Annotated in this window: 24 protein-coding genes; 4 read left to right on the top strand and 20 right to left on the bottom strand. The window is 71.5% G+C overall.

Translation table 11 applies throughout. From position 1 onward, the window contains the following. Positions 1–53: 53 nt before the first annotated feature. Complete coding sequence (locus ACULK4_RS07020) at positions 54–1559, top strand: alanine/glycine:cation symporter family protein (RefSeq protein WP_445965414.1); 1506 nt, start codon at positions 54–56, stop codon at positions 1557–1559. A gap of 54 nt (positions 1560–1613) precedes the next feature. Here ACULK4_RS07020 and ACULK4_RS07015 read toward each other — a convergent pair whose 3' ends face one another. Next, positions 1614–3656, bottom strand: coding sequence for a PhoX family protein (locus ACULK4_RS07015; RefSeq protein ID WP_445965413.1), 2043 nt, complete (start codon positions 3654–3656; stop codon positions 1614–1616). Between the two features lie 229 nt (positions 3657–3885). Between ACULK4_RS07015 and ACULK4_RS07010 the strand changes: the two genes are divergently transcribed. Further along, complete coding sequence (locus ACULK4_RS07010) at positions 3886–4695, top strand: DUF1206 domain-containing protein (RefSeq protein WP_445965412.1); 810 nt, start codon at positions 3886–3888, stop codon at positions 4693–4695. A gap of 102 nt (positions 4696–4797) precedes the next feature. On the opposite strand, the gene ACULK4_RS07005 is transcribed toward ACULK4_RS07010, so the two are convergent. From ACULK4_RS07005 to ACULK4_RS06920, 18 genes are all read right to left on the bottom strand, one after another. Next, positions 4798–6564 carry a proline--tRNA ligase gene (locus tag ACULK4_RS07005; protein ID WP_445965411.1) on the bottom strand — a complete coding sequence of 589 codons (1767 nt, stop codon included), beginning with the start codon at positions 6562–6564 and terminating at the stop codon, positions 4798–4800. Positions 6565–6601: 37 nt separating this feature from the next. Beyond that, positions 6602–7732, bottom strand: a complete 1131-nt coding sequence (gene ispG, locus ACULK4_RS07000) for a flavodoxin-dependent (E)-4-hydroxy-3-methylbut-2-enyl-diphosphate synthase (RefSeq protein WP_445965578.1) — start codon at positions 7730–7732, stop codon at positions 6602–6604. A 95-nt stretch (positions 7733–7827) separates the two neighbouring features. Beyond that, the gene (locus ACULK4_RS06995) at positions 7828–8883 is read right to left on the bottom strand and encodes a YihY/virulence factor BrkB family protein (RefSeq protein ID WP_445965410.1); all 1056 of its coding nucleotides are present in this window, start codon (positions 8881–8883) and stop codon (positions 7828–7830) included. Positions 8884–8944: 61 nt separating this feature from the next. After that, a complete protein-coding gene (locus ACULK4_RS06990) occupies positions 8945–10024 on the bottom strand; it encodes a YihY/virulence factor BrkB family protein (protein WP_445965409.1) in 1080 nt (359 codons plus the stop codon). 80 nt (positions 10025–10104) lie between these two features. Further along, entirely contained in the window at positions 10105–10740 is a 636-nt protein-coding gene (locus tag ACULK4_RS06985; protein WP_445965408.1) for an alpha/beta hydrolase family protein, read from the bottom strand. Positions 10741–10766: 26 nt separating this feature from the next. Next, on the bottom strand, positions 10767–11504 hold the full coding sequence (locus ACULK4_RS06980) for a hypothetical protein (RefSeq protein WP_445965407.1): 738 nt from the start codon (positions 11502–11504) through the stop codon (positions 10767–10769). A 105-nt stretch (positions 11505–11609) separates the two neighbouring features. Continuing rightward, the gene (locus ACULK4_RS06975; RefSeq protein ID WP_445965406.1) at positions 11610–12689 is read right to left on the bottom strand and encodes an alpha/beta hydrolase; all 1080 of its coding nucleotides are present in this window, start codon (positions 12687–12689) and stop codon (positions 11610–11612) included. 40 nt (positions 12690–12729) lie between these two features. Then, positions 12730–13386 carry a CoA transferase subunit B gene (locus ACULK4_RS06970; RefSeq protein ID WP_445965405.1) on the bottom strand — a complete coding sequence of 219 codons (657 nt, stop codon included), beginning with the start codon at positions 13384–13386 and terminating at the stop codon, positions 12730–12732. 2 nt (positions 13387–13388) lie between these two features. Beyond that, complete coding sequence (locus ACULK4_RS06965) at positions 13389–14162, bottom strand: CoA transferase subunit A (RefSeq protein WP_445965404.1); 774 nt, start codon at positions 14160–14162, stop codon at positions 13389–13391. 15 nt (positions 14163–14177) lie between these two features. Further along, positions 14178–15089, bottom strand: a complete 912-nt coding sequence (locus ACULK4_RS06960; RefSeq protein WP_445965403.1) for an alpha/beta hydrolase — start codon at positions 15087–15089, stop codon at positions 14178–14180. Further along, on the bottom strand, positions 15086–15850 hold the full coding sequence (locus ACULK4_RS06955) for a 3-hydroxybutyrate dehydrogenase (protein WP_445965402.1): 765 nt from the start codon (positions 15848–15850) through the stop codon (positions 15086–15088). The genes ACULK4_RS06960 and ACULK4_RS06955 overlap by 4 nt, the downstream gene beginning before the upstream one ends. Then, positions 15847–16512 carry a TetR/AcrR family transcriptional regulator gene (locus ACULK4_RS06950; RefSeq protein WP_445965401.1) on the bottom strand — a complete coding sequence of 222 codons (666 nt, stop codon included), beginning with the start codon at positions 16510–16512 and terminating at the stop codon, positions 15847–15849. Before ACULK4_RS06950 ends, ACULK4_RS06955 begins: the two co-directional genes overlap by 4 nt. Then, positions 16509–18098 (bottom strand): AMP-binding protein, encoded by a 1590-nt coding sequence (locus ACULK4_RS06945; protein WP_445965400.1) that lies wholly within the window; start codon positions 18096–18098, stop codon positions 16509–16511. Before ACULK4_RS06945 ends, ACULK4_RS06950 begins: the two co-directional genes overlap by 4 nt. Continuing rightward, entirely contained in the window at positions 18091–19179 is a 1089-nt protein-coding gene (locus tag ACULK4_RS06940) for a branched-chain amino acid ABC transporter permease (protein ID WP_445965399.1), read from the bottom strand. Before ACULK4_RS06940 ends, ACULK4_RS06945 begins: the two co-directional genes overlap by 8 nt. Then, positions 19176–20051: a branched-chain amino acid ABC transporter permease gene (locus ACULK4_RS06935; RefSeq protein WP_445965398.1), complete on the bottom strand. Its 876-nt coding sequence runs from the start codon at positions 20049–20051 to the stop codon at positions 19176–19178. Before ACULK4_RS06935 ends, ACULK4_RS06940 begins: the two co-directional genes overlap by 4 nt. Beyond that, positions 20051–20782, bottom strand: coding sequence for an ABC transporter ATP-binding protein (locus tag ACULK4_RS06930; protein WP_445965397.1), 732 nt, complete (start codon positions 20780–20782; stop codon positions 20051–20053). The genes ACULK4_RS06935 and ACULK4_RS06930 overlap by 1 nt, the downstream gene beginning before the upstream one ends. Continuing rightward, positions 20779–21534 carry an ABC transporter ATP-binding protein gene (locus ACULK4_RS06925; RefSeq protein ID WP_445965396.1) on the bottom strand — a complete coding sequence of 252 codons (756 nt, stop codon included), beginning with the start codon at positions 21532–21534 and terminating at the stop codon, positions 20779–20781. Before ACULK4_RS06925 ends, ACULK4_RS06930 begins: the two co-directional genes overlap by 4 nt. A gap of 36 nt (positions 21535–21570) precedes the next feature. Then, complete coding sequence (locus tag ACULK4_RS06920; protein ID WP_445965395.1) at positions 21571–22782, bottom strand: substrate-binding domain-containing protein; 1212 nt, start codon at positions 22780–22782, stop codon at positions 21571–21573. Positions 22783–22932: 150 nt separating this feature from the next. Here ACULK4_RS06920 and ACULK4_RS06915 point away from each other — a divergent pair, with 150 nt between their 5' ends. Together ACULK4_RS06915 and ACULK4_RS06910 are read left to right on the top strand one after the other, a co-directional pair. Next, positions 22933–24117, top strand: a complete 1185-nt coding sequence (locus tag ACULK4_RS06915) for an acetyl-CoA C-acetyltransferase (protein ID WP_445965394.1) — start codon at positions 22933–22935, stop codon at positions 24115–24117. A gap of 88 nt (positions 24118–24205) precedes the next feature. Then, a complete protein-coding gene (locus ACULK4_RS06910; RefSeq protein WP_445965393.1) occupies positions 24206–25525 on the top strand; it encodes a low temperature requirement protein A in 1320 nt (439 codons plus the stop codon). A 21-nt stretch (positions 25526–25546) separates the two neighbouring features. On the opposite strand, the gene ACULK4_RS06905 is transcribed toward ACULK4_RS06910, so the two are convergent. After that, positions 25547–26872: a M50 family metallopeptidase gene (locus ACULK4_RS06905; protein WP_445965392.1), complete on the bottom strand. Its 1326-nt coding sequence runs from the start codon at positions 26870–26872 to the stop codon at positions 25547–25549. Between the last annotated feature and the right edge of the window lie 4 nt (positions 26873–26876).

The following is a 26876-nucleotide window of genomic DNA, read 5'->3' as shown; positions in this document are numbered from 1 at the left end:
ACGGAAGCGCGCCGAACCGAGCGATCCTCGCCGCGACTGGCATGCTGGGCGTCATGGATGCCCTGAACGATCTCGTCCTCACCGCGGGCGACACCCTCTGGACCTGGATCGTCCTGCCCCTCGTGGCGGTCCTCGGGATCTACTTCACGGTGCGCTCGGGCGTCGTGCAGTTCCGGCTCATCCCCGAGATGTTCCGCACCCTCACCGACAAGACGCCGCGCGACGAGTCGGGGCGCCCCCAGTCGGTGTCCGCCTTCCAGGCGTTCACGATCTCGGCGGCATCACGCGTCGGCGTCGGCAACATCGCGGGCGTCGGCACGGCGATCGCGGTCGGCGGGGCGGGGGCGATCTTCTGGATGTGGCTGATGGCCTTCATCGGCGGCGCCTCGGCGTTCGTCGAGTCCACGCTGGGCCAGCTGTACAAGGTGCGCGACAAGGACGGCTTCCGCGGCGGCCCGGCGTACTACATCGAGCGCGGGCTCAAGGCGAGGTGGGCCGGCATCCTCTTCGCGGTCATCCTCATCCTCTGCTTCCCCTTCGCGTTCTCGTCGCTGCAGGCCAACACGATCAGCGCGAGCTTCACGTCGACGGTGGCTCCCGACGGTGCGGCCGGATGGGTCGCGTGGGCGGTCGGGGCGGTGCTCGCGACGCTCACCGGCCTCGTCGTCTTCGGCGGCGTCCGGCGCATCGCCCACGTGACCCAGGCGGTCGTGCCGCTCATGGCGCTCCTCTACCTGCTCGTCGGGCTCGTGATCGTCGCGATGAACATCACGCGCCTCCCGGAGGTGTTCGCCTCGATCTTCACCCAGGCCTTCGGCTACAACGAACTCCTCGGCGCGGCGCTCGGCACGATCATCATGACGGGAGTCAAGCGCGGCATGTTCTCGAACGAGGCCGGCCTCGGGTCGGCGCCGAACGCCGGCGCCAGCGCCGCGGTCACGCACCCCGTGAAGCAGGGACTCGTGCAGACCCTCGGCGTCTACTTCGACACGTTCCTCGTCTGCTCGATCACGGCGTTCATCATCCTCGTCTCGAACCCCGACCTCGCGAACGCCGAACGCGGGATCGGCCTCACCCAGGACGCGATGGTCGCCAACCTCGGGTCATGGGCGAGCGTCCTGCTCACGATCATCGTGTTCCTGCTCGCGTTCAGCTCGATCCTCGGCAACTACTACTACGGCGAGTCGAACATCGAGTTCATCACCACGAGCACGGCGGTGCTCACGACGTACCGATCGCTCGTCGTCGTGGCCATCTTCGTCGGCTCGATCGCGGGCAGCGACCTCATCTGGAACACCGCCGACGGGATCATGGGCCTGATGGCGCTCGTGAACCTGATCGCGATCGGCCTGCTCTCGGGGGTCGCGTTCCGCCTCATGCGGGACTTCATGCACCAGCGCCGCCAGGGTCGCGACCCGGTGTTCACGCGCGATCTCGTCCCGGACCTCACCGGGATCGAGTGCTGGACCGACGAGCGCTCGGTCACCGGTCCGATCGACCTCGCGACCGCGCGACGCCAGGCGTCCAAGCACCGCGACCACCTGCACCACCAGGACTGAGCGAGCAGGGGCGACGGATGCCGCCGCGGCATCCGTCGCCCCTCGCCGGAGGCGTCAGCCGCGCCAGACCTGCACGACCGACGGACGCGGGGCGGCCGCCGCACCGGGCTCGGCCGAGCCGTAGTCGGGGAACAGGGAGTTCGGGGCGTCGAACGTCCCGTCCTCGCCCGGGTGCTGCACCGCCACCAACACCATGCCCTCGCCGTCCCGGATGATCGGGCCGCAGGTCTCGGCGTCGCGCGGGACCGAGAGGAACTGCTGCACGCGACCACGCTCAGGTCCCTCGAGCGGCACCTTGAAGAGCCCGTCGTTCCTGCGGATGGTCGAGGGTGCGCCGTCAGTCGAGATCCACAGGTTGCCCTCGGAATCGAACGCGACGTTGTCCGGGCACGAGATGGGCGAGACGAGATCCTTCGGGTATCCCGCGAAGTAGGTCTCGGAGATGCCCGCGGGGTCGCCGCAGAGCATCAGGATGCTCCAGCCGAAGCGCGTGCCGCCCTGCCCGTCGAGCTCGGTGAGTTCGATGACATGGCCGTCGCGGTTGGCCGAGCGCGGGTTCGCCTCGTCGGGCGCGTAGTCGAGGCCGCGGCGCGTGTTGTTCGTGCAGGCGACGTAGACCCGGCCGGTGGTCGGGTGCGGCTCGACGTCCTCGCAGCGATCCATCTTCGTGGCGCCGACGTGGTCGGCCGCGAGGCGCGTGTCGACGAGGACCTCGTCGATGCGCATGCCCGGCACGGCGCTGCGGCCGTTGCGGGTGAGCGCGACCCACTCCCCCGCCCCGTCGAACGCGCCGTCGGACGGGAGCGCGCCCGTGCCCGTGATCTCCGCAGCGGGCGCGTTGCCCGAGAAGCGAGCGACGAACAGGTCGCCCTCGGCGAGCAGCCGCAGGTTCTGCCTCCGCGCTGCGGCATCCGCCCGGTTGGGGTTGTAGCGGTGCTTCGACACGAACTTGTACAGGTAGTCGCCGCGCTCGTCGTCGCCCATGTACGCCACGACGCGGCCGTCCTCGGCGATGCGCACATTGGCGCCCTCGTGCTTGAAGCGGCCCATCGCGGTGTGCTTCACGGGCGTCGAGGTCGGATCCTGCGGGTCGATCTCGACGATGTAGCCGAACCGGTTGGACTCGTTCTCGTACCCCGGTGCCGTGCCGTCGAAGCGCGGGTCCCAGGTCTCCCATCCCGTCGAGGTCGCCGACCGGCGGAATCCGTAGCGAGCGCGCGAGGGCGTGTCGGCCGGTGCGGAGAAGTAGCCGTTGAAGTTCTCCTCGCCGGAGAGCACCGTGCCCCACGGCGTCGTCCCGCCCGCGCAGTTGCCGAGCGTGCCGCGCACGATCCGACCCGACGGGTCCTCGGCCGTCCTCAAGAGCGCCGACCCCGCCGCGGGCCCCGTGAGCTCGAAGTCGCTGTCGACCGTGAGCCGGCGGTTGCGGCGTCCGTCGGCCTTGAGGCGCCACGGCGCGCCGATCGCGTCGCGCTCGACCTCGACCACGGACATGCCCTGCGCGGCCTTGAAGACCTCGCTCCGCTTCCGCAGCTCCGCAGGATCGCTCGACGGCGGGAACATGAGTGCGGGATTCACGTATTCGTGGTTCGCCACGAGCACGCCCGTGACGCCGCCGGCGTCGACGATCACGTCGATGTAGTCGACGTTGTATCCGAACTGGCGGGCCTGGGCCTCGGGCGTCTGGCTCGCGAGGTCGAACCCGGGGGCGTCGGGGAAGATCGGGTCGCCCCATCGGACGAGCGCCTGCCAGCGGTAGCCGGCCGGGACCGTGAACTCGTCGACCGTCGAGGCGACAGGGGCGATCGGCTCGAAGGGAAGGCCGGACGCCGCGACGGCGCCCGTCCCGGGCGTGGCCTGCGCGGGCGCACCGCGGAAGGCGTCGCCCACGGCGATCGCGATCGCGCCCGCCGTCCCCAGGCCGATCAGCGCGCGCCGCGAGAGCGCGGTCGAGGCCAGCGAGCGGAACTCGGGGTTCGCGGAGTTGTTGCACTCGGGGCCGAGGCACGCGTCGGCGCACTTGAGCCGGCACGTGACGGGCGATCGCTTGCCGCGGGCGTGGTCCACGGCGGAGAGACGGAGTTCGGGCAGGGCCATGGCAGCTCCTCGTTCAGGCGCCCGTCGGGCGCAGTCGGGTCTGAGGGACGCGGCGAGCATCGCGGGGGCGGATGACGGACGCTCGGCCGGGCGGCGACCCGCGGGTGAACGCGTCCGGACCGACGTGTGAACGACGTCCGGCCGCGCCGCTATAGCACCGCGGGAATCGTCCGCGCAAGCGAGTGCCCACCCCTGACGCTCGAGCGCCTCCCATCACTACGCTGTCCGCATGACATCGACCACCGGCAAGTCGGCCGCAAGCGCGGCCCAGAACTCCCGCATCCTCGAGGTGCTCGCCCGCATCGGGTACGTGGTCCTCGGGATCGTCCACGTCGTGATCGGCGCCATCGCGATCTCCGTCGCCCAGGGCGCCGGGGGTGAAGCCGACCAGGGCGGAGCCATGCAGCAGGTGGCGAGCTGGCCGTTCGGCCTCGTGCTGCTCTGGGTCATCGGGCTGGGCCTGTTCGCCCTCGCCCTGTGGCAGATCGCCGAGGCGTTCCTCGTCCGCGACCCGGACACGAAGAAGAAGTGGGGCTATCGCGTCAAGTACGTCGGCACGGCGATCGCGTACACGGCCATCGGCGTGACCGCACTGACGTACGCACTGGGCGGTCGATCGAGCTCGGAGCAGTCGACCGACGCCCTCAGCGCGCAGCTGCTCGCGACCCCGGGCGGGGTCTTCCTGCTCGCGCTGGTCGGGCTCATCATCCTCGGTGTCGGCGCCGCGTTCGTCTACCGGGGTGCCAAGCGCAAGTTCGAGAAGCACCTGATGCTTCCCGGCCGCGAGTCGACGCACAAGGGCATCACCACGTTCGGCATCGTCGGCTACATCGCCAAGGGCATCGCGGTCGCGATCGTGGGCGTGCTGTTCGTCGTCGCCGCGGTGACCGCCGACCCCGAGGCGGCCGGTGGCCTCGACGCCGCCCTCAAGAGCCTGACCGAACTGCCGTTCGGGGTGTTCATCCTCTGGCTCGTCGGCGCCGGGCTCATCGTGTACGGCATCTTCTGCTTCGCCCGGGCGCGCTACGCCAAGATGTGAGGCGAGATCGGCCGCTGAGACGCCGAACGCCTCCGACCGCCCGTGAGGGCGCCGGGGGCGTTCGTCTGCCTCCGAGGTGCGGGTCGGCCCAGCGGCGGTGCGTCAGCGCCCCAGCGCGACACGCACGCCGTCGATCGGCACGCTCGTGCGCTCGCCCGACTCGCGGTTCCAGACCTCGACGACGCCGTCGGCGACGCCGCGACCGGCGATCACGATCCGCGGCACGCCGATGAGCTCGGCGTCGGCGAACTTCACGCCCGGCGAGAGCTTGGGGCGGTCGTCGAAGAGCACCTCTAGCCCCGCGGACTCGAGATCGGCGACGACGCGCTCGGCGGCCTCGAACGCGACGGCGTCCTTGCCCGTCGCGAGCACGTGCACGTCGAACGGCGCCACGGCGGGCGGCCAGATGAGGCCCTTCTCGTCGTTGTGCAGCTCGGCGATGATCGCGAGGATGCGGGTCACGCCGATGCCGTACGAGCCCATCGTGACCGTCGCGAGCTTGCCGTGCTCGTCGAGCACCTTGAGCCCGAGCGCGTCGGCGTACTTGCGGCCGAGCTGGAACACGTGGCCGATCTCCATGCCGCGCGCGAGCTCGACCGGCCCCGAGCCGTCCGGTGCCGGGTCGCCGGCGCGCACGTTCGCCGCCTCGATGGTGCCGTCGGCGACGAAGTCGCGGCCGGCGACGAGGCCGAACACGTGCTTCTCGTCGAGGTTGGCGCCCGTGATCCACTCGGTGCCGTCGACCACGCGAGGGTCGACGAGGAAGCGGATGCCGGTGACGGACTCGGCGCCGAGGACGGGACCCTCGGGCGACCACGGTCCGATGTAGCCCTTCACGAGTCCCGGGTTCCCGGCGAAGTCCTCGTCGGTCGCGGCCTCGACGACGGCGGGCGCGAACGCGACCTCGACGCGCTTGGCGTCGACCTCGCGGTCGCCCGGGATGCCGACGACGACGATCTCACGCCTGCCGTCCGGGTGGGTGAGCGCGAGCACGACGTTCTTCAGCGTGTCGGCGGCGGTCCACGGCCGGCCGTCAGGGCGGGGGTAGCGGTCGTTGGCGAGGTCGACGAGCGTCTGGATCGTCGGCGTGTTCGGCGAATCCAGGATCTCGGCGGGCGGGAGGCCGCCGAACGGGATCGGCTCGGGCGCGAGCGTCGTGAACGCCTCGACGTTCGCGGCGTAGCCGCCTGCCGAGCGGACGAAGGTGTCCTCGCCGACAGGCGTCGGGTGCAGGAACTCCTCGCTCTTCGAACCGCCCATGGCACCCGCGTCGGCCTGCACGATCACGTACTCGAGGCCGAGGCGGGCGAAGATGCGCTCGTACGCGTCGCGCTGCGCCTGGTACGAGGCGTCGAGCCCGGCGTCGGTCACGTCGAACGAGTACGCGTCCTTCATCGTGAACTCGCGGCCGCGCAGCAGGCCCGCGCGAGGGCGCGCCTCGTCGCGGTACTTGTCCTGGATCTGGTAGATCGTGAGCGGCAGTTCCTTGTACGACGAGTACAGGTCCTTCACGAGCAGCGTGAAGACCTCCTCGTGCGTGGGCGCGAGCAGGTAGTCCGCCTCCTTGCGGTCCTTCAGGCGGAACAGCGCGTCCCCGTACTCGGTCCACCGGCCGCTCTGCTCGTAGGGCTCGCGCGGCAGCAGCGCCGGGAAGTGCACCTCGTGCGCGCCCGCGGCCTCCATCTCCTCGCGGATGACGCGCTCGATCTTCGCCTTCACGCGCAACCCGAGCGGCAGCCATGCGAACACGCCCGGCGCCTGCCGGCGGATGTAGCCGGCGCGCACGAGCAGCTTGTGGCTCGTGACCTCGGCGTCGGCGGGGTCTTCGCGGAGCGTGCGGAGGAAGAAGTTCGTCAGGCGTGTGGGCACCCGAAGATTCTAGCGACGAGCGGATGCCGCGACTGCGCTACGGCGTGACGACCGTGGGCGCGCCGACCGGCGCGTCGACGCCCATCTCGTCGGCGATGCGGTTCGCCTCGGCGATGAGCGTCTCGACGATCTCGGACTCGGGCACGGTCTTGATGACCTCGCCCTTGACGAAGATCTGGCCCTTGCCGTTGCCGGATGCCACGCCGAGGTCGGCCTCACGGGCCTCGCCGGGGCCGTTCACGACGCAGCCCATGACCGCGACGCGCAGCGGGACGCTCATGCCCTCGAGCCCGTCGGTGACGTCGTTGGCGAGCTTGTACACGTCGACCTGCGCGCGACCGCACGACGGGCACGAGACGATCTCGAGCTTGCGCTCGCGCAGGTTCAGCGACTGCAGGATCTGCAGGCCGACCTTCACCTCTTCGACGGGCGGTGCGGAGAGCGAGACGCGGATGGTGTCGCCGATGCCCTCGCCGAGCAGGATCCCGAACGCGGTGGCCGACTTGATCGTGCCCTGGAACGCGGGGCCTGCCTCGGTGACGCCGAGGTGCAGGGGCCAGTCGCCCCGCTCCGCCAGCATCCGGTACGCCTTGACCATGACGATGGGGTCGTTGTGCTTGACCGAGATCTTGAAGTCGTGGAAGTCGTGCTCCTCGAACAGGCTCGCCTCCCACACGGCCGACTCGACGAGCGCCTCGGCGGTCGCCTTGCCGTACTTCTGCAGCAGGCGCGGGTCGAGGGAGCCGGCGTTCACGCCGATGCGGATCGAGACATCCGCCGCCTTCGCACGCCTGGCGATCTCGGCGACCTGGTCGTCGAACTTGCGGATGTTGCCGGGGTTCACGCGTACGGCCGCGCAGCCGGCGTCGATCGCCGCGTAGACGTAGTTCGGCTGGAAGTGGATGTCGGCGATGACCGGGATCTGGCTCTTCTTCGCGATGATCGGCAGCGCCTCGGCGTCGTCGCGGCTCGGCACGGCGACGCGCACGATGTCGCAGCCCGAGGCCGTGAGCTCGGCGATCTGCTGCAGGGTCGCGTTGATGTTCGGGGTCGGCGTCGTGGTCATCGACTGCACGCTCACCTGGGCGTCGCCGCCGACGAGCACCTTGCCCACCTTGATCTGCCGAGACTTGCGCCGGGGCGCGAGGACTTCGGGGACCTTGGGCATTCCGATGTTCACTGCAGGCACGCTGCCAGTCTAGGGCGGCCCCGCTGGGCGGCACCTCCATCGAACGGATGGCTCCGGCCTGGCTCGTTCCGACGTCACGACTCCTCGTCCGGTGCGTCCTCCCGGCGCGCGTGCGCCTCGCGGATGCGACGCCCGAGCTCGACGCCCTCGCGATCCCGCTCCTCCGCCCGCTCGGCGGCGCGGGTCCCGCGGGGTGAGAGTCGGAGTCGCTCCTCGGCGGCGAACCCAGCCTGGAGCTGGCGGGCGCGCTCCAACTCGGCGTTGAATTCGGCACCGAGCAGCAATGCGGCGTTGGAGAGCCAGAGCCAGAGCAGGAAGACGATGATGCCCGCGAGTGAGCCGTACGTCCGGTCGTAGTTCGAGAAGTTGGCCACGTAGAGGGCGAATCCCGCCGAGACGATGACGAGCAGCGCGATGGCGAGCAGCGCACCGAAGCTGATCCAACGGAACCTGGGCTGGCGCACGTTCGGCGTCGCGTAGTAGAGCAGCCCGACCGCGAGGATGACCACGACCGCGAGGAGCGGCCACTTCGCGACATCCCAGACGTCGCGGACCGCCTCGCCGAGGCCGAGCGCCGAACCCAGCGCATCGGTCACGGGCCCGGACACGACGAGGATCACCGCGACGATCACCACGAGCACGATGGCGGCGACGGTGATCGCCAGCTGGATCGGACGCAGCTTCCAGAACGGGCGCCCCTCCTCGACCTCGAAGATGCGGTTCATCGCGCGGCTGAAGGCGGCGACGTAGCCCGACGCCGACCAGAGCGCGATCACGAGGCCGGTGACGAAGCCGATGCCCGCGGCCCGCGAGCCGGCGAACGTGCGGAGGGGCTCGGAGACGACCTCGAGCGCCGGGCCCGGCGCGAGCTGCTCGGCGAGATCCAGCAACTCCCCGATCGCACGCCCGTCCTGGCCGATGAGTGCGAGCAGGGACGTCACCGCCAGCAGGCCGGGGAAGAGTGCGAGCATGCCCCAGAACGTCAGCGCGGCGGCCGTGTCGAGGCACTCGTCGTCGATGAACTCCCGCACCGTGCGCCTCGCGACGTACCTCCACGACCGCGGCGAGATCTCCCCGAGACTGTGCGGTTTGCGCGGGTCCTTCGGGTCCAGCTGGTCCGCGTTGTCCATGGCACCTCCTCGACGCCGTCCCCCGATGCACCCATCCTTCCGTACGGCGTCGCCGGGATGCCTAATCGCGGGTGGCCTCCTGCTCGCGCCGACGCCCGTCCGCCGCTTCCCGGATCCGGCGACCGATGCGCACGTCCTCCTTCCGCTTCTCCTCGGCCTTGTCGAGCTTGCGGGTATCGCGCGGGGGGAGCTGGATGCGCTCCTCGGCCTCGATACCGGCCTGCAGCTCTCGCCCGCGTTCGAGTTCGGCGTCGAACTCGGCGCCGAACAGCAGCGCGTTGTTGGCGATCCAGAGCCACAGCAGGAAGACGATCGCGCCCGCGAGCGACCCGTACGTGCGGTCGTAGTTGGAGAAGTTCGCGACGTACAGCGCGAAGCCCGCGGACGCGATGACGAGCACGAGTATCGCGAGCAGCGCGCCGAGACTCACCCACCGGAACTTCGGCTGCTTCGCGTTCGGGGTCGCGTGGTACAGCAGCGCGATGATGAGGATCACGGCGAACGCGAGCAGCGGCCACTTGGCGACCTCCCACACCACGCGCACCGCCTCGCCGAGGCCGAGCGCCGAGCCGATGGCGTCCGTCACGGGCCCGGAGATCACGAGGATCACCGCGATGATCGCGACGAGGATGACGGTGGCGACGGTCACGCCGAGCTGGATCGGGCGCAGCTTCCAGAACGGCCGGCCCTCCTCGATCTCGTAGATGCGGTTCATCGCCCGCCCGAAGGCGCCGACGTATCCGGATGCCGACCACAGGGCGATCACGAGACCGGTCACGAACCCGAGTCCGGCCGCGGGCGAGTTCGCGAAGTTGCGCAGCGGCTCGCTCAGCACCTGCAGCACCTCGGGCGGTGCCACGCCCTCGAGCACGCCCAGGAGGGCGTCGATGGCGCTCCCGCCCTGTCCGACGAGCGCGAGCAGCGACGTGAGCGCCAGCAGGCCGGGGAAGATGGCGAGCACCCCGTAGTACGTCAGTGCCGCGGCGCTGTCCTGGCACTCGTCGTCGACGAACTCGCGGAGCGTCTTGCGGAACACGTACTTCCACGATCGCTTCGACACCTCCGGCGGAGTGTCCGGCTTGCGATCGTCCTCGGGCTCGGGGGCGATGCGGTCGTCGTGGACGGCTCGTGCGTCGGTCATCCCCTCATCCTGCGCGCCGTACGGCGGCGGGTGCGAGGGACTGGCGCGGCCGGCCCGGGCGGCTTATCCTGCGCGCGGGGTCATTCGCAGGCGTCCGTGTAGACGGGCGAGCGGATCGCGGCGACCGAGGGGGTGCCGTCGACCTCGACGCCGACCGTGCCGACGATCTCGGCCATGAGCGAATTGCATGCCGAGGTCTCGAGGTCGTCGGGGACGGTGTCGCCGACCCGGAGCCCGTCGACGGTGACGAGCTCGAGCTCCCCCGCCGACGCGGATTCGAGCCGGACGCCCCAGGTGGGCGCGTCGGGTACGTCGGCGACCATCTCAACGGGGAACTGCTCGAGCGCCAGGCCGTTCCACCGGTAGAGCGTGCCGGTACCCGCCGTGAAGTGCGACTCGTAGGTCTCGACGGCGGGGTCCCCGAGCAGGTCGGCGAGGCGGGCGAGCGCGGCGTCGATCGGCTCGGCGTACGTATCCCGTGCACCATCGATGGGCTCGCCGGACCCGTCGAGGTACTCGACGGCGTCGGCCCGCACGAGGATGGCGGCGATCTCACCGTCGGCGGCATCGGGCGACGGCGCGGGCGTCTCGGCGGGCGCCGCCTCGGACGCGCTGGGCGTCGGCGAGGAGGCCGGGCTCGCCGCGCACGCCGTGAGCGCGAGGCTCCCCGCGAGGGCGAGGACGGGCAGGACTGCGGTACGGGTTCGACGGATCATCGGGATTCCTTCGTGCGGGGCCGGCATCAGACGGTGTGCGCGCCGAGGTTGACGGGCGCGACGAGCTGCGGCTCGGCGGCCGGCCCGGCGACCTGCACGATGACGGAGTAGGCGTTCGGCATGCCCTCGATCATCTCGGGTCCGAGCTCGGGCCCCGTCTCGAGCGGAACCTGGACCCAGTCCGGACCGCCCGCGTGGTCGACACGCCCGTCGAGCGCGTCGATGTCGTCGCCGATCGCGAATCCGTCTCCCGCAGTCACGGCCACACCGCCGACTGCCGCGGTCTCGGCGGCGACGCGGACGTTCATCTCGTGCACGTCGGGGCCGACCTCGTCGATCCAGTTCCGCTCGTCGTCGTCGGTGAAGTACCCCATGTGGTCGTCCATGACCTGGAAGCCGTCCCAGTGGTAGATCGTCATGCGGGGTGCCTCGCAGCACACGCCCGCGACCTCCTCGATCTCGGCGCCGCTGCCGAACACCGTCGCGAGCGTCTCGACGATGGCGACGGCGTCGTCGTCGAACGAGTGCTCGGCGACCACCGCTCCGCCGGCGTCGACGAGGTCGAGGCCCCCCGGGCGGATGACGACGGCGGTGACGGAGTCGAGTGGATCCGGACTCGGCGTCGCGGCGGGCGATGCGGTCCCGGGCGCGATGTCGGGCTCTGAGACCGGCGCGGCCTCGGGAGCGCAGCCGGAGAGCGCGATCGCGAGCCCGGCGGCGAGGGTCAGGATAGGCAGCGCGGCGTAGGGCGGGCGTCGGGCCAACGGAATCTCCTTTTCGAAGGGCGGGGAACCGTCGGGACCAGCATTGCAGCGGGGGTGCGCCGTCCGGCGCACCCCCGCATCACGAAACGGTATCGCTCCTCCGGTTCAGGCTGCGGCCTCCTCGGCGCCGTCGAGCTGCGCGACGAGCTCCTCGAGGAACCGCTCGGGGTGCTCGAGGTGCGGCGAGTGCCCGCACTGCTCGAGCACGACCTCGCGTAAGTTTCCGCCGCGCTCGGCGTAGCGGTCGAGCACCATCCGGGTCTGCGCGATCATCGGCTGCGGCGGCGCGACGTCGGCGCCCGGCCAGCCGGGGATCACGCCGAGCGCGCCCAGCTGGTTCAGGTCGAACAGCGACGCGTCCGAGACGATCGCGTCCTGCGCGCCGCGAATCCACAGGATCGGCGGCTTCGACGGCAGGTCGACGATGCCGCTGACGTCGAAGTTCGTCGGCGCCATGGTGTTGAGCACGCCACGCCCGCCCGGCGCGAAGCCCGGCCAGTGCTCCGAGGGGCGCGAGTCGCCCGGGTAGTTGTGCTCCCCGGTCGCGGTCGTGAGCATCGACTCGACCCACACGTCGTCGTGCTCCGACGTGAAGCCGGGCGCCACGTACGTGCCGAGGTACACCGAGCGCGGCGACGCCGGCGCCTCCGCCGTGCGATCGCCCGCCTCCAGCCGCGCGATGAAGTCGGGATTCGCTCCCCCGCCGCCCGAGCCAGCAGCGTCGGGGTTCAGCAGCTTCCCCGCGGCATCCGTCGCACCGAAGCCGAAGGGCGACACGGGGTTCACGAGCGTGACGGATGCCACGGGCAGCTCGTGTTCGAGCAGCGCCTGGAGCACCACGCCGCCGCCCATGCTCCAGCCCACCAGGTGCACGTCGGCGAGGCCCAGCTCGGCGATCACCGACGCGAGGTCCTCGGCGAAGTCGCCGAGGCCCCGGGTCGCGTCGACCGGCAGGACGTCGCTGCCGCCGAAGCCGCGCAGGTCGACGGCGAGCGCGCGCACGTCGTCCGGCAGCGCGAGCATCGTCGGCTGCCAGAACAGCGACGACGACACGTTGCCGTGCACGAACAGCACGGTGCGCGCCGCGTCGGCAGCGGCATCCGCCGGTCGTTCGAGCACCTGGGCGGTGTAGCGCGGCGTGGTCACGCGGTGCGCGGTGATGCCGGGGAGGAGGTGATCGGTCATGACGGAGTCCTTTCGACGGGATCTGGATACGCGCTTCGCGCTACTCGACCACCACGACGGCGACCGCCGAGGTGTCGAGGGGCGGCTGGGTCTTCTCGACGACCTCGTCGACCGAGACGCCCGGTGCGACCTCGACGAGCTTGAGCCCATCGGGTGTGACGTCGATGACCGCGAGGTCGGTGATGATGCGGTCGACGACGCCCTTGCCCGTGAGCGGCAGCGAGCACGAGTCGACGATCTTGGGCGAGCCGTCCTTGGCGACGTGCTCCATGAGCACGATGCGGCGGCGGGCGCCGTGCACGAGGTCCATCGCGCCGCCGGGCCCCTTGACCATCTTCCCGGGGATCATCCAGTTGGCGAGGTCGCCGTCCTTCGACACCTGCATGGCGCCGAGGATGGCGGCGTCGACCTTGCCGCCGCGGATCATGCCGAAGCTCGTGGCCGAGTCGAAGTACGCCGCGCCCGGGAGGACCGTGACGGTCTCCTTGCCGGCGTTGATGAGGTCGGGGTCGACCTGGTCCTCGGTCGGGTACGGACCGACGCCGAGGATGCCGTTCTCGGACTGCAGCACGACCGTGACGCCGTCGGGCACGTAGTTGGGCACGAGCGTCGGCAGGCCGATGCCGAGGTTCACGTACGATCCGTCGGCGAGCTCCTGCGCCGCGCGGGCGGCCATCTCGAGGCGGGTGAGCGCCATGGTCAGTTCCCCTCTCGGACGGTGCGACGCTCGATGCGCTTCTCGATGCCGGGGCCGACCTCGACCACGCGGTCGACGAAGATGCCCGGCAGGTGCACGGCGTCGGCGTCGATCTCGCCGGGCTCGACGAGCTCCTCGACCTGCGCGATGCACACGCGCCCGGCCATCGCCGCGAGCGGCGAGAAGTTGCGGGCCGACTTGTCGAACACCAGGTTGCCGTGCCGGTCGCCCTTCACGGCGTGCACGAGCGCGAAGTCGGTGGTGATGGCCTCTTCGAGCACGAACTCGTGCTCCTCGCCGCGCACCGTGAAGGCCTGCACGGGCTTCGGCTCCGACGCGACCGCGATCGAGCCGTCGGCGGCGTACCGCTGCGGCAGGCCGCCCTCGGCGACCTGCGTGCCCACGCCCGTCTGCGTGTAGAACGCCGCGATGCCCGCGCCGCCCGCGCGGAGCTTCTCGGCGAGCGTGCCCTGCGGGGTCAGCTCGAGCTCGAGTTCGCCCGAGAGGTACTGGCGCTCGAACTCCTTGTTCTCGCCCACGTACGACGAGGTCATCTTGCGGATGAGCCCCGCGCCGAGCAGCACGCCGAGGCCCCAGTCGTCGACGCCGCAGTTGTTCGAGACGACCGACAGGTCGCCCACCCTGCGCTCGAGCAGCGCCTGGATCAGCACCATGGGGATGCCGCACAGCCCGAACCCGCCCACGGCGAGCGACGCGCCGTGCGGGATGTCGGCGACCGCCTCCGCGGCCGATCCGACGGTCTTGTCCAGTGTCATCGTGTGACCTCCTTGTCAGCGATTCGCAACGGATGCCGCGTCGTCGGCCTCGGCGAGACGCGGCGCGACGACCGCGGCGACCCGGGCCGCACCGGCATCCGTCATGACGATCGTGTAGTGGTTGAGCCCCGCGACCTCGGTGACGCGGAGCGCCGGCATCCGTTCTGCGCACGCCGCCACCCGCTCGGGAGCGTACAGGGCCTCGGGCTGGTCGAGCAGCCCCCGCTCGGCGCGGAGGAAATCGACGGGCGCCGGGAGGGACGCGAGCTCGTCGGCGTAGCCGGCGCTGCCGTCGAGCTCGAGCACGTTCTGCGCGACCGCCTCGGCGACCGACGACGAGCGCAGCTCGGGCGGCGTGCCCACGAGGTCGTACGCGACGTAGTCGGCGAGGTGGTCGTCCCATGCCGGGCCGATCGCCGGGTGCGCCTTCCAGAAGTCGACGTACGCGGCCGGGTCGGCGAAGCGCATCTCGAGCCGGGCGAGCGCCGGGCCGAGCACGGCCGCGGCGACCTCGTCGGGTGCGAGCCCCTCGGGATGCGGGATCGGCAGGCCGCCGTCGACGAGCACGACGCCCGCGACGCGGTCGGGGTGCGCCGCCGCGAACCGGACGGTCACGAACGCCCCCATCGAGTGGCCGACGACGAAGGCGCGGTCGATGCCGAGGGCGTCGAGCACCCGGGCCTGGTCGTCGGCGTGGTCGCGCAGCGACCACGGGCCCGGCAGCGCGTTCGAACGTCCGCGACCGCGGAGATCGGGCGCCGCGATCCGGCGCCCGGGTAGCGCGTCGGCGACGTGGTGCCAGGCGCGGTGGCTCGCGGTGATGCCGTGCAGGGCGAGGATCGGGATGCCGGCGGCATCCGCTCGCCACTGCCCGCCGGCGAGGTCGCCGCCGCGCACCGGCGCGCTGAAGGGGACCGGACCGTTCATCGGGCGCTCCACCCGCCGTCCATGGTGTAGCTCGCGCCGGTGACCATGCGAGCGTCGTCGCTCGCGAGCCACCGCACGAGGCTCGCGACCTCGCCGGGCTCGACGAGCCGCTTGATCGCGGACTCGGTGAGCATGACCTTCTCGACGACGTCCCCCTCGGGGATGCCGTGCACCTTCGCCTGGTCGGCGATCTGCTTCTCGACGAGCGGAGTGCGCACGTAACCCGGGTTCACGCAGTTCGACGTCACGCCGTGCGGGCCGCCCTCGAGCGCGGTGACCTTGCTGAGGCCCTCGAGGCCGTGCTTGGCGGCCACGTACGCCGACTTGAACGGCGAGGCGCGCAGGCCGTGCACGCTCGAGACGTTGATCACGCGCCCGAACCCGCGCTCGTACATGCCCGGCAGCGCCGCGCGGATCAGCAGGAACGGCGCCTCGAGCATCACGCGCAGCAGCAGCGAGAACCGCTCCGGCTCGAACTGCTCGATCGGCCGCACGTGCTGCAGCCCCGCGTTGTTCACGAGGACGTCGGCCTCGAGCGTCAGGTCGGCGAGCGCGGCCGTGTCGCCCAGGTCGACCGTCCAGGCCTCGCCTCCGATGCGGTCGGCGACGGATGCCGCGGCCTCGCCGTCGAGGTCGGCGATCGTCACGTGCGCGCCCGCCGCCGCGAGCGCCTCGGCGCACGCGAGGCCGATGCCGCTCGCGCCACCGGTCACGATCGCGCGGCGTCCGGCCAGTCCCGTCGATCCGGTCGGTCCGGTCATGAATCCTCCTCGTCGCTCCGGCCGGCGCCCCTTCCGAGGGCGCCGCCGATGAACCGCATCATCTCGTCGAGCACGTGCTCGGGGACGGCCGTCGTGCCCGACGCGGTCGGGTCGGCGTCGTCGCCGGCGCCGCCCTCGCCGCTCCCCCACAGCACCCAGCGCATGCCGATCATCTCGCCGATGCCCATGAGCGCCCACGCGGCCACGGTCGGGTCGATGTCGCCGATCTCCCCGTCCAGCTGCGCCAGGCGCAGGCCGTCGATGTAGCCCTCGACGATGCGCGTGTAGTGCAGCCGCAGCGACTCGGGCGAGACGAACTCGGCCTCGCGGATGACGCGGTAGAGCGCCGGGTGCTCGGCCGTGAACCGGAAGAACGCGGCGAACCCGGCCCGTTCGGCCTCGAGGCGCGTGGTCGCGCTCGCGGCGCCCTCGCTCATCGCCTGCCGGACCCGGTGGTTCAGGTCCTCGACGAGTTCCTCGAAGATGCGCAGCTTCGTGTCGAAGTACAGGTAGAACGTGCCCTGGCCGACGCCCGCACGCTCGGTGATGCGCGAGACGGATGCCTCGGTGTAGCCGAGCTCGGCGAACACGTGCTCGGCCGCCTCGAGCAGCTTTCGCCGGGTCTTCTCCCCGCGCGCGGTGCGCGGCGCTGTGGCGGTCACGCGTCCACCCCTTCGGCCTCGGCCAGCCGCGCGGCGCGTTCGGCGAGCACCCGGCGGAGCGCCTTGGACGCAGTGGAACGCGGGATCTCGTCGATGAAGCGGATGTCGCGCGGCACCTTGTAGCCCGCGAGCGAGGCACGGGCGAACTCCGCCAGCTCCGCGGCATCCGTGATCGCGCCCGGACGCAGCACCACCCAGGCCGAGCCGGCCTCGCCCCAGCGCTCGTCGGGCACGCCCACGACCGCGACGTCGGCGACCGCCGGATGGGCGATCAGCACCGACTCGACCTCCGCGGGCGAGACGCCCTCCCCGCCCGAGATGTACACGTCGTTCAGCCGGTCGACGATCGTGAAGTAGCCGTCGGCATCGCGGCGGACCAGGTCGCCCGTGCGGAGCCAGCCGTCGCGGAGTGCCGCGGCCGTGGCGTCCGAGTCGCGGAAGTAGCCCGCGAACACGCCCGGTCCGGCGACGAGCAGCTCCCCTTCTGCGGCGCCGTCGAGCACCTCCCCGGTCGCCGGATCGGCGACCGCGACGTCGACGTGGGCGTACGGCAGTCCGGCCGAGCCCACGCGCCGGGTCGCCTCGCGGTCCGGCAGGCACAGCACGTTCGGCGCGGCCTCGGTCAGCCCGTAGCCCTGGGTCAGGGCCACGCCGCGCGCATGCCACGTGCGCAGCAGCGCGGGCGGCATGGGCGCGCCGCCGACCACCGCGTGGCCGAGGCTCGACAGGTCGGCCGCGGCGAACTCCGGATGCTGCGCGAGGAACAGGTAGTTCGCGGGCACGCCCATCATCGTCGTGATCCCGCGCTCGGCGATGAGGTGCAGCACGCGCCCCGGGTCGAACGTGCGCTCGAGCACGACCGTCGCACCCGACCACCAGGCCAGCAGGGGCTGGATGTTCCAGCCGCCGACGTGGAACTGCGGCATGACCGCGAGCACCACGTCGTGCTCGGCGATCGCGATGGTCTTCGAGAGGGACAGGTTCGTCCAGAAGCAGTTCGCATGCGTGAGCACGGCGCCCTTCGCCCGTGACGTGGTGCCCGAGGTGAACACGATGAGCAGCGGATCGTCGTCGCGCACGTCTCGGCGCGTGGCCGGCGGCACGGCCCGGCTGCCGGGATGCGGCACGTGCTGCTCGACGCCGTGCGCGCCGAGGGCACCCGTCGGGAGGCGACGGGCGAGCCGGTCGAGCGCGGCGCGCGCGACGGTCTGGAACTCGTCCTCGACGAGGAGCAGCACCGGATCGGCCGTCTCGAGCTGCTCGGCGAGCTCGCGCGGCGACAGGCGCCACGACAGCGGCACGAGCACGAGCCCGGCCTTCGCGCACGCGAAGAACAGCACGACGTGGTCGGCGCTGTTGCCCGTGATCGTCGCGATCCGGTCGCCCACGGAGTAGCCGGCCGCGCGGAACGCGGCGGCGAGCCGGGTCGCGCGCTCGTCGAGCTCTCGGTACGTGACGACGACGCCCCGGTCGTCGATCGCGACGGCGTCGGGCGTCGTCCGAGCACGGTCGGCGGTCCAGCGCCCGAGCGTGCAGGGCCCGTCGTGGGTCCGGGGTGCGTCGTGCTCCCTGGTCGCGTCAGGCATCCACCGCCTCCTCCCGTTCGGCCGGGTGCTGCCGCTTCCCGGTGCGGATCCGGTCGGGAAGTCCAGCGATGCCCCCGGGCAGGAACAGCACCACGAGCACGAACAGCGTGCCCAGGATGAACAGCGGCTCGGACAGCGGAATCCGGAGCACGTCGGGCAGCGCGGCGACCGCGTCCGACCCGGCGAGCGCCGTGAGCCGCTGGTCGAGCAGTGTGTAGACGATACCGCCGACGATCGCGCCCCACCGGGCGCCCACTCCGCCGAGCACCACGATGACGAGCACGGTCAGCGTGAAGTCCGCGGTGGCGACGCGCGGCGCGGCACCGGACTGCAGCAGCAGGTACCCCATGCCGGCGACCGCGGCGAGCACCGACGCGACGATGAACACGAGCAGCTTCACGTCGTACGGCCGGATCCCGATGACGCGTACGCGCAGCTCGTTCTCGCGGATGGCCTCGGCGACGTGACCCGCGCGACTGCGCTCGACCCAGAGCACCACGAGGTACACGGCCACGAGCACGCCGAGCGCCATCCAGTACAGGTTGCGGGTGTCGACCACGCCGACGAGCTCGGGCGGCACGTTCGCGGTGTCGAGCGGGATGCCCTCCTCGCCGCCGGTCGCGCCGCCCGGGTTGCGGCGGATGAGCACCGAGCCGGCCTGGGCGAACGCGAGGGTGACCATCGCGAACGAGATGCCCGTGACGCGGAGCGCGAGCGAGCCGACGGTCGCGGCGAGCACGACCCCGGCGACCAGGGTGATGCCGATCGAGGCGACGAAGATCGCCGGGCTCGGCCAGTCCGACGGGCCGAACGCCTCGAGCGTCATCGCGAGCCCGTAGGCCCCCGCAGCGAAGAACAGCGCGTGCCCGAACGACAGCAGCCCGGCGAGTCCGAACATCATGCGGTAGCTGAGGGCGAGCGCGGCGATGAGCAGTGCGAACGCGAGCATCTGGAGCGTGCCCGGGGTGTACGTCGGACCGGGCAGCACGCCCGGGATCTCGATCGCGAGGAGCGGCAGCACGGCCAGCGCGACGACGAGCAGGATGCCGCCGATGACGAGGCGGAGCGACTTGGCGGTCATGCGGTCTTTCCCATGAGTCCACGCGGGCGGATGAGGAGCACGGCGGCGAGGAGCACGACGACCACGAGGTCGCCGGTGCCGCCGAGGTAGAAGTTGGCGAACTGCTGCAGCACGGCCACGAGCACCGAGGCGATCGCGGCGCCGGTGAGCGATCCGAGCCCGCCGATCACGGTGACGATGAACGCGAAGATGAGCAGCACCGACCCGAGGTGGGCCGAGACGTAGCCGTAGTAGACGGATGCCAGCACCCCGCCGAGTCCGGCTGCCGCGCCGCCGATCGCGAACACGAGCGTGAACGAGCGTCGCACGTCGATCCCGAGCGCGGTGACCATGTGCCGGTTCTCGACACCCGCGCGGATGATGAGGCCGTACCGGGTCCGACGCAGGAAGAGCACGATCCCGCCGAGCACCACGAGCGCGCACAGGATGAGCAGGAACCGGTCGTTGGGGATGCGGGCGCCCAGCACCTCGGTGGTCTGCGTCAGCCAGGCCGGCCGATCGGTGTAGATGGGGTCCGAACCCCAGATGCCCTCGAAGAGGGCGACCGCGGCCAGTGAGATCCCGACGGTGACGAGCGCCTGCTCGATGTGGCGTTCGTACAGGCGGCGGATGACGAGCACCTCGGTGAGCACGGCGACGGTCGCGCCGATGACGATGCCGACGGCCATCGAGATCAGCAGCCCGGTCCAGGTGCCGTCGGAGATGCGCCGTCCGACCTCCCAGCCGATGAACGCGGCGATCGTGAGGAACGCGCCGTGCGCGAAGTTGAGCACTCCCATGAGGCCGTAGATGAGCGAGAGGCCGCTCGCGACGAGGAAGTAGAGGGCGCCGAGCCCGAGCCCGGTGATGAGGAGGAGGATCAGCGTGTCCATCAGGCGGCTTCCCGTTCGTCGTGCACGCCGAGGTAGCGCTGCACGCGGTCGTGGTCGTCGAGCAGTTCATCGGCCGTGCCCGCGAACACGACCCGGCCGGAGGAGAGCACGACCACGCGTTCGGCGAGCCGGCGCACGACGGGCAGGTTCTGCTCGACGAGCAGGATCGGCGCGGTGCGGGCGGCCTCGGCGAGCGCGTCGGCGACCTCGTCGACGATGCGCGGGGCGAGGCCCTTCGTGGGCTCGTCGACGAGCAGCAGCCGGTTCTCGTTCACGAGTGCGCGGGCGAGCGAGACCATCTGCTGCTGGCCGCCCGAGAGGGTGCCGGCACGCTGCTCGAGCCGGGCCTGCAGGTCGGGGAAGAGGGCCGCCACGAGCTCGCGCCGCGGCATCCGGTCGCGCTCGGCCAGGCGCAGATTCTCGGCCACGGTCAGCGAGCCGAACACCTCGCGGTCCTCGGGGACGTAGGCGACGCCGCGCTGCACGATGCGGTGCGTGGGCATCCGGTCGATGCGCTCGCCCGCGAGCCGCACTTCGCCGGTGCGGTCGATGAGGCCGAGGATCGACTTGATCGTGGACGTCTTGCCGACGCCGTTGCGCCCGAGGAGCGCGGTGACGCCCGTGGCGGGCACGTCGAAGGAGACGTCCTCGACGACCTGCTGACCGCCGATCCGTCCGTGCAGGCCGCGGATGCTGAGGATCGGCTCGCCGGCCGGGCTCTCGCGATTCATGCGGCGCTGCCGAGGTACGCGGACTGCACGGTGGGGTTCGCCATGACGGCCTCCGGGGAATCGACGGCGAGCAGCTCGCCGTGGTGCATGACGGCGACGCGGTCGGCGAGGCCGAGCACGACGTCCATGTGGTGCTCGACCATGAGCACGGTGCGCCCGCCGCGGTGGAGCCCGCGGATCACCTCGGTGAGCGCCGGCACGTCGGCCGAGCCGACGCCCGCCATGGGTTCGTCGAGGAGGATCACGCGGGGCTCCATCGCGATGAGCATCGCGATCTCGACCTTGCGCTTCTCGCCGTGGGCGAGGCCCGAGGCGACCCGGTCGGCCCGGTGGGCCATGCCGACCTCCTCGAGCGCCGCGACGGCGCGTCGGGTGGCGGCATCCGTGCGCCGCGGGGTGCGGAACACGGATGCCGCGCGGCCCTCGCGCACCTGGGCGGCCAGCCGCACGTTCTCGCGGACGTCGAGCGCCGGGAACAGGCTCGAGGTCTGGAACGTGCGGCCGAGGCCGGCCGCGGCGCGCCGGTGCACGGGATGACGGGTCACGTCGGCGCCGGCGAGGCGCACGACCCCCTCGGTGGGGCGCAGCACGCCCGAGGCGACGTTGAACAGCGTCGTCTTGCCGGCCCCGTTCGGGCCGATGACGCCGAGCATCTCGCCCTCGGGCACCGCCAGCGAGATGTCCTGCAGCAGCTGCGCGCCGCCGATGCGGAGGGAGACGTGCTCGAGCTCGAGCGCCGTGTGGTCGGTCATGTCCGTGCGGTTCCGATCGTGGTGGGACGGATCAGGTCACTTGCTGTCGACGACCGGCGGGGCGACCGTCTCGGCGTCGATCGTCTCGACGAGCTCGGGCTCCCACCCGGCGTCGCCCTCGACGAGCGAGACCTGGAACATCGGCTGGATGAGCGCGTGGTCGTCCTCGCGGACGGTGACCTCGCCCTTGACCGACTCGAAGGTCCAGCCCTCGAGCGCGTCGATCATCGCCTCGACGTCGTCGCCGCCCTCGCGCACGGCCTGCACGATCATCTGCGCTGCGACGAAGCCGTCGACCGAGAAGAGGTCCGGCTCGGCTCCCGCCTCCTCGAGGTGCTCGACCATCGCCGACTCGACCTCGGTGCCGGCGGCGCCGCCGAAGTAGTGGTTGAGGAACGAGATGTCACCCGACGCGTCGCCGTAGGCCTGGTACGTGGCGACGTCGCCGAGGCCGGTCACGACCGTGGTCGCGTCGAACACGCCCTGCTGCTGCAGCGAGGTCCACATCGCGCCCGACGAGGCTCCGGCCCACGCGACGAAGACGAGGTCGGGCTGCGCGGCGATGAGCTGCTGCGCGAACGGCGTGAACTCGGTCGCGTCCTCGGCGACGAGCACGCCCTCGACCTCGGCCCCCTGGCCGCCGAGCACGGCCTCGACGCCGGCGAGGTTGCCCTGGCCGAACGCCGTGTCCTGCGCGAACACCACGACCTTCTTGCCCGAGGGATCGCCGATGAAGGTGCCCGCGGTCGCGACGTCCTGGTAGGTCTGACGGCCGGAGCGGAAGGTGTACTCGTTGACGCCCGTGATGGCGTCGGTGGCCGCGGGGCCGGAGATGTAGAGCACCTCGTTCTGCTCGGCCTGCTCGGCGAGCGATGTCGCGATGCCCGAGACCACGGTCCCGGCGAGGATCTGCGTGCCCTGGCCGATGAGGTCCTTCGCCTTGGCGACCGCGGTGTCGGGGTTGCCCTGGTCGTCCTCCCACGTGATGTCGAGCTCGCGGCCGTCGACCGTGCCGGTGCCCTCGGTGGCGTAGTCGAGGCCGGCCTCGAAGCCGGCGGTGTAGGCCTCGCCGTAGGCGGCGAGCGGGCCGGTCTGGGAGGTGATCATGCCGATGGCGACGGGAGCGGCGTCCGCGCCGTCGGCGTCGCCTCCCCCGGCGGGGCTCGTCGGTGCGCAACCGGCGAGCGCGATGGCGGTGGCCGCGGCGGCGACGAGCGCCGGCGCGAGGTACTTCGGTGTAACTCGCATGCTGTGAGCCTCTCTGAGTGACGACGATGTCAAACCTGACAGCTGGTTCAGGTCTCAGGAACGTACACTAGAGTCGAACGCGCATGACGCGCAACCCGAGTCGGGTACGCAGCGTCCCCGCGCATCCCGAGACGAAGGAGTCCACCCGAAATGAGCTTCCCCGACGTCGTCATCGTCGCCGGTGCGCGCACCCCGTTCGGCCGCATCGCCGGCAACCTCGGCAGCCGCACCGCCGTCGAGCTCGGCACCGTCGCCATCCGCGGCGCCCTCGAGAGGGCCGGCGTCTCCCCCGACGACGTCGACGCGGTGATCATGGGCCAGGTCCTGCAGGCCGGCGCCGGGCAGAACCCCGCGAAGCAGTCGGCGGTCGCCGCCGGCATCCCGTGGCGCGTGCCCGCGATCACGCTGAACAAGGTCTGCCTCTCGGGCCTCGTGGCCGTGACGGATGCCGCGCGCCTGATCCGCCTCGGCGAGGCCGACGTCGTCGTCGCCGGTGGCCAGGAGTCCATGACGAACGCCCCGCACGTCCTCCCCGGCTCCCGCAAGGGGCACCTGTACGGCTCGATCGAGCTGGTCGACACCACCGCGCACGACGGCCTCACCGACGCGTTCGACCACGAGTCGATGGGCTCGTCGACCGAGCGCTTCAACGAGCGCTACGGCCTCGGCCGCGCCGAGCAGGACGAAGTGGCCGCGGCCTCGCACGTCCGCGCCGGAAAAGCGCAGGCCGACGGGCTCTTCGACGCCGAGATCGTGCCCGTCGAGATCCCGCAGCGCAAGGGCGACCCCGTGGTCGTCGCGACCGACGAGGGCGTGCGTCCCGACTCCACGCCCGAGACGCTCGGCAAGCTCCGCCCGGCGTTCGCCGAAGGCGGCGCCATCACGGCCGGCAACTCCTCCCCGATCTCCGACGGCGCCGCGGCCGTGGTCGTCGCGAGCCGCGCGTGGGCCGAGGAGCGCGGCCTGCCGTGGCTCGCGGTCGTAGGCGCGTCCGGCCAGGTCGCCGGCCCCGACAACTCCCTGCACTCGCAGCCCTCGAACGCCATCGCGGCTGCGCTCGATCGCGCCGGCTGGCAGGCCGGCGACCTCGACCTCGTCGAGATCAACGAGGCGTTCGCCGCCGTGTCGCTGCAGTCGATGAAGGACCTCTCGCTCGACCACGAGAAGGTGAACGTCCATGGCGGCGCGATCGCGCTCGGCCACCCGATCGGCGCCTCCGGCGCACGACTTGCCCTGCACGCCGCGCTCGAGCTGTCCCGCCGCGGCGGTGGGAAGGCCGCGGTCGCGCTGTGCGGCGGCGGCGGCCAGGGCGAGGCGCTGCTGCTCTCGCGCTGATCTCCGCGTTCGGGCCGCGCGCCCGCACCATCCGCTGATGCAGAATGTCAGCACGGCGCGGGCGCGCGGCCGTTCTCGAGGGGGTTCCATGAGCGAGACCACGACGGATGCGGCAGGGCACGCGGCATCCGCTCGCTCGCGCCTGAACCACCGCCTGCGGCGCATGGCGGGCCGGGATCCGGCGGAGTCGCACCGCAGTGCCACGCCGCTCGAGCTCTTCTTCGACCTGACCTTCGTCATCGCGTTCAGCCAGGCCGGCACCCAGGCCGCCCACCTGCTCGAGCTCGGACACTTCACGCCGGCGATCATCGCGTTCTCGTTCGCGGTGTTCGCGATCACCTGGGCCTGGATCAACTACTCCTGGCTCGCCTCGGCCTACGACAACGACGACGTGTACTTCCGCATCGCCACGATGGTGGCGATGATCGGCGTGCTCCTGATCGCCCTCGGAATGCCCCGGTTCTTCGACTCCATCGACGAAGGCGCCTACATCGACAACCGCCTCATGGTCGTGGGCTACGTCGTCATGCGCGTCGCCACGATCGCGCTGTGGCTCCGCGCCGCGCGCCACGACCCGCCGCATCGCCGGGCGGCGCTCACCTACGTCGTGGTCATCTCGATCGCACAGGTCGGCTGGATCCTCCTGCTCATCGCACGGCCGCCGCTCGAGGCGACGCTCGTCGTCTCGGCCGTGCTGGTGCTGGTCGAGCTGACCGGCCCGGTCATCGCCGAGTCGCGCGACGGCGGCACGCCCTGGCACGCGCACCACATCGCCGAGCGCTACGGGCTGCTCGTGATCATCACGCTCGGCGAGGTGGTGCTCGGCACGGTCCTCGCCATCTCCGCGGTCGTCGAGGAACAGGGCTGGGACCTCGAGGCGGGACTCGTCGTGTTCGGCGGCACGCTGCTCGCCTTCGCCCTCTGGTGGGTGTACTTCACCATGCCGTCCGGGGTGGTGCTCGCCCGGCACCGGCGCCGCGGGTTCGTCTGGGGCTACGGCCACATCGTCGTCTTCGGCGCCCTCGCCGCCACCGGAGCAGGCCTCCACGTGGCCGCGTACGTGATCGAGGGAGTGGCGCACATCGATGACACCCAGGCCCTCCTGACCGTCATCGTGCCCGTCGCGGTCTTCTCGGTCGCGCTGTTCACGCTCTACACGTTGCTCCTGAAGCAGCTCGACCCGTTCCACATCGCGCTGTTCCTCGGCAGCCTCGTACCGCTCGGGCTCGCGATCGCCGCCGTGCAGTCGGGTTGGAGCATGGGCGGCGGCATCGCGATCGCCGCGTTCTCGCCCGTCGTCGTGATCATCGGTTACGAGACCGTCGGATACCGGCACCAGGCGTTCGCGCTCGAGCGGACGATGGCCGCGGAGCCCGAGGTGGGGGTCCGCCTCGCTCACCGACGCTGAACCCGAGCGGCGTCCCGGGGGCTACAGCACGCTGATGGGCTTGACGATGTCGGCGTAGATGAGCAGTGCGCTCATGCCGCCGAGCACGATGACGACCGCGAAGGTCAGGGGCATCAACTTGGCCATGTCGACCGGCCCCGGGTCGGGCCGTCGGCGCACCTTCGCCCAGCCGCGGCGGATCGCCTCCCAGAGCGCGCCCGCGATGTGCCCGCCGTCGAGCGGCAGCAACGGGATGAGGTTGAACACGAAGAGCGCCACGTTGAGCGAGGCGAGAAGGCCGACCATGAATGCCGCACGCGATGCGACCGGGACCTCGTCGAGGCTCGCGACCTCGCCGGCCACCCGGCCGACGCCCACCACGCTGATCGGTCCGTCGAGGTCGCGCTCCTCGGGGCCGAACGCCGCCTCGGCCACGTCGACCATGCGTTGCGGCAGGTTCACGATGATGTTCGCGACGCCGGTGATGTTCTCGCCGACGGTCGGCAGCACGGCGGTCGCCGGCTGGCGGACCGTCTCCGAGGCCGGCGCGATGCCGATGAAGCCGACCTCGACGGTGATGGGCTCCCCCGCCTCGTCCTCGACGATCCGTCCCCGGTCGTCGATGACGTACCGCTCGCTGAGCAGCGGCGTGACGTCGAGCACGACCTGCTCGCCGTCGCGCACGACCACCACCTCGATCGCCTCGTCCGGATGCTCGCGGATGACGGCGGTCGACTCGTTCCAGGAGGCGATCGCCACACCGGCGACCGACACGATCTCGTCGCCGGGCTGCAGTCCCGCCTCCGCGCCGGGCGCTGCGGGATCGCCCGGCTCGCACGTCTGGCGCTCGCTCGTGGCGGGCAGCGCGCATTCCGAGACCGACCCGATCGTGGTCGACGGCTGTGCGACCCCGAAGCCCATGAGCAGGATCGCGAACAGCACGATCGCGAGCACCAGGTTCATGAACGGCCCGCCGAACATGACGATGATGCGCTTCCACACCGGCAGGCGGTAGAACGCGCGGTGCTCGTCGCCGGGCGTGATCGAGTCGGCGCTCGAGGCTCGGGCGTCCTGCACCATCCCGCGCAGGAAGCTCGTGCTGCCCTCGCCCGCCTGCTCGCCCTTGCCGGGCGGGAACATGCCGATCATCGCGATGTAGCCGCCCAGCGGGATCGCCTTCACGCCGTACTCGGTCTCGCCCCGCCGCTTCGACCAGATGGTCGGCCCGAAGCCGATCATGTACTGCGTGACCTTGACGCCGAAGAGCTTCGCGGGCACCAGGTGCCCGATCTCGTGCAGGCCGATCGACACGGCGAGGCCGACGACGATGATGGCGACGCCGACGACGAACGCGAGCACGGTTTCCACCCCG

The sequence above is a fragment of the Agromyces selenitireducens genome, assembly GCF_052748465.2.
The sequence above is the reverse complement of the archived record's forward strand: the minus strand, read 5'-3'. Positions and strand labels throughout refer to the sequence as shown.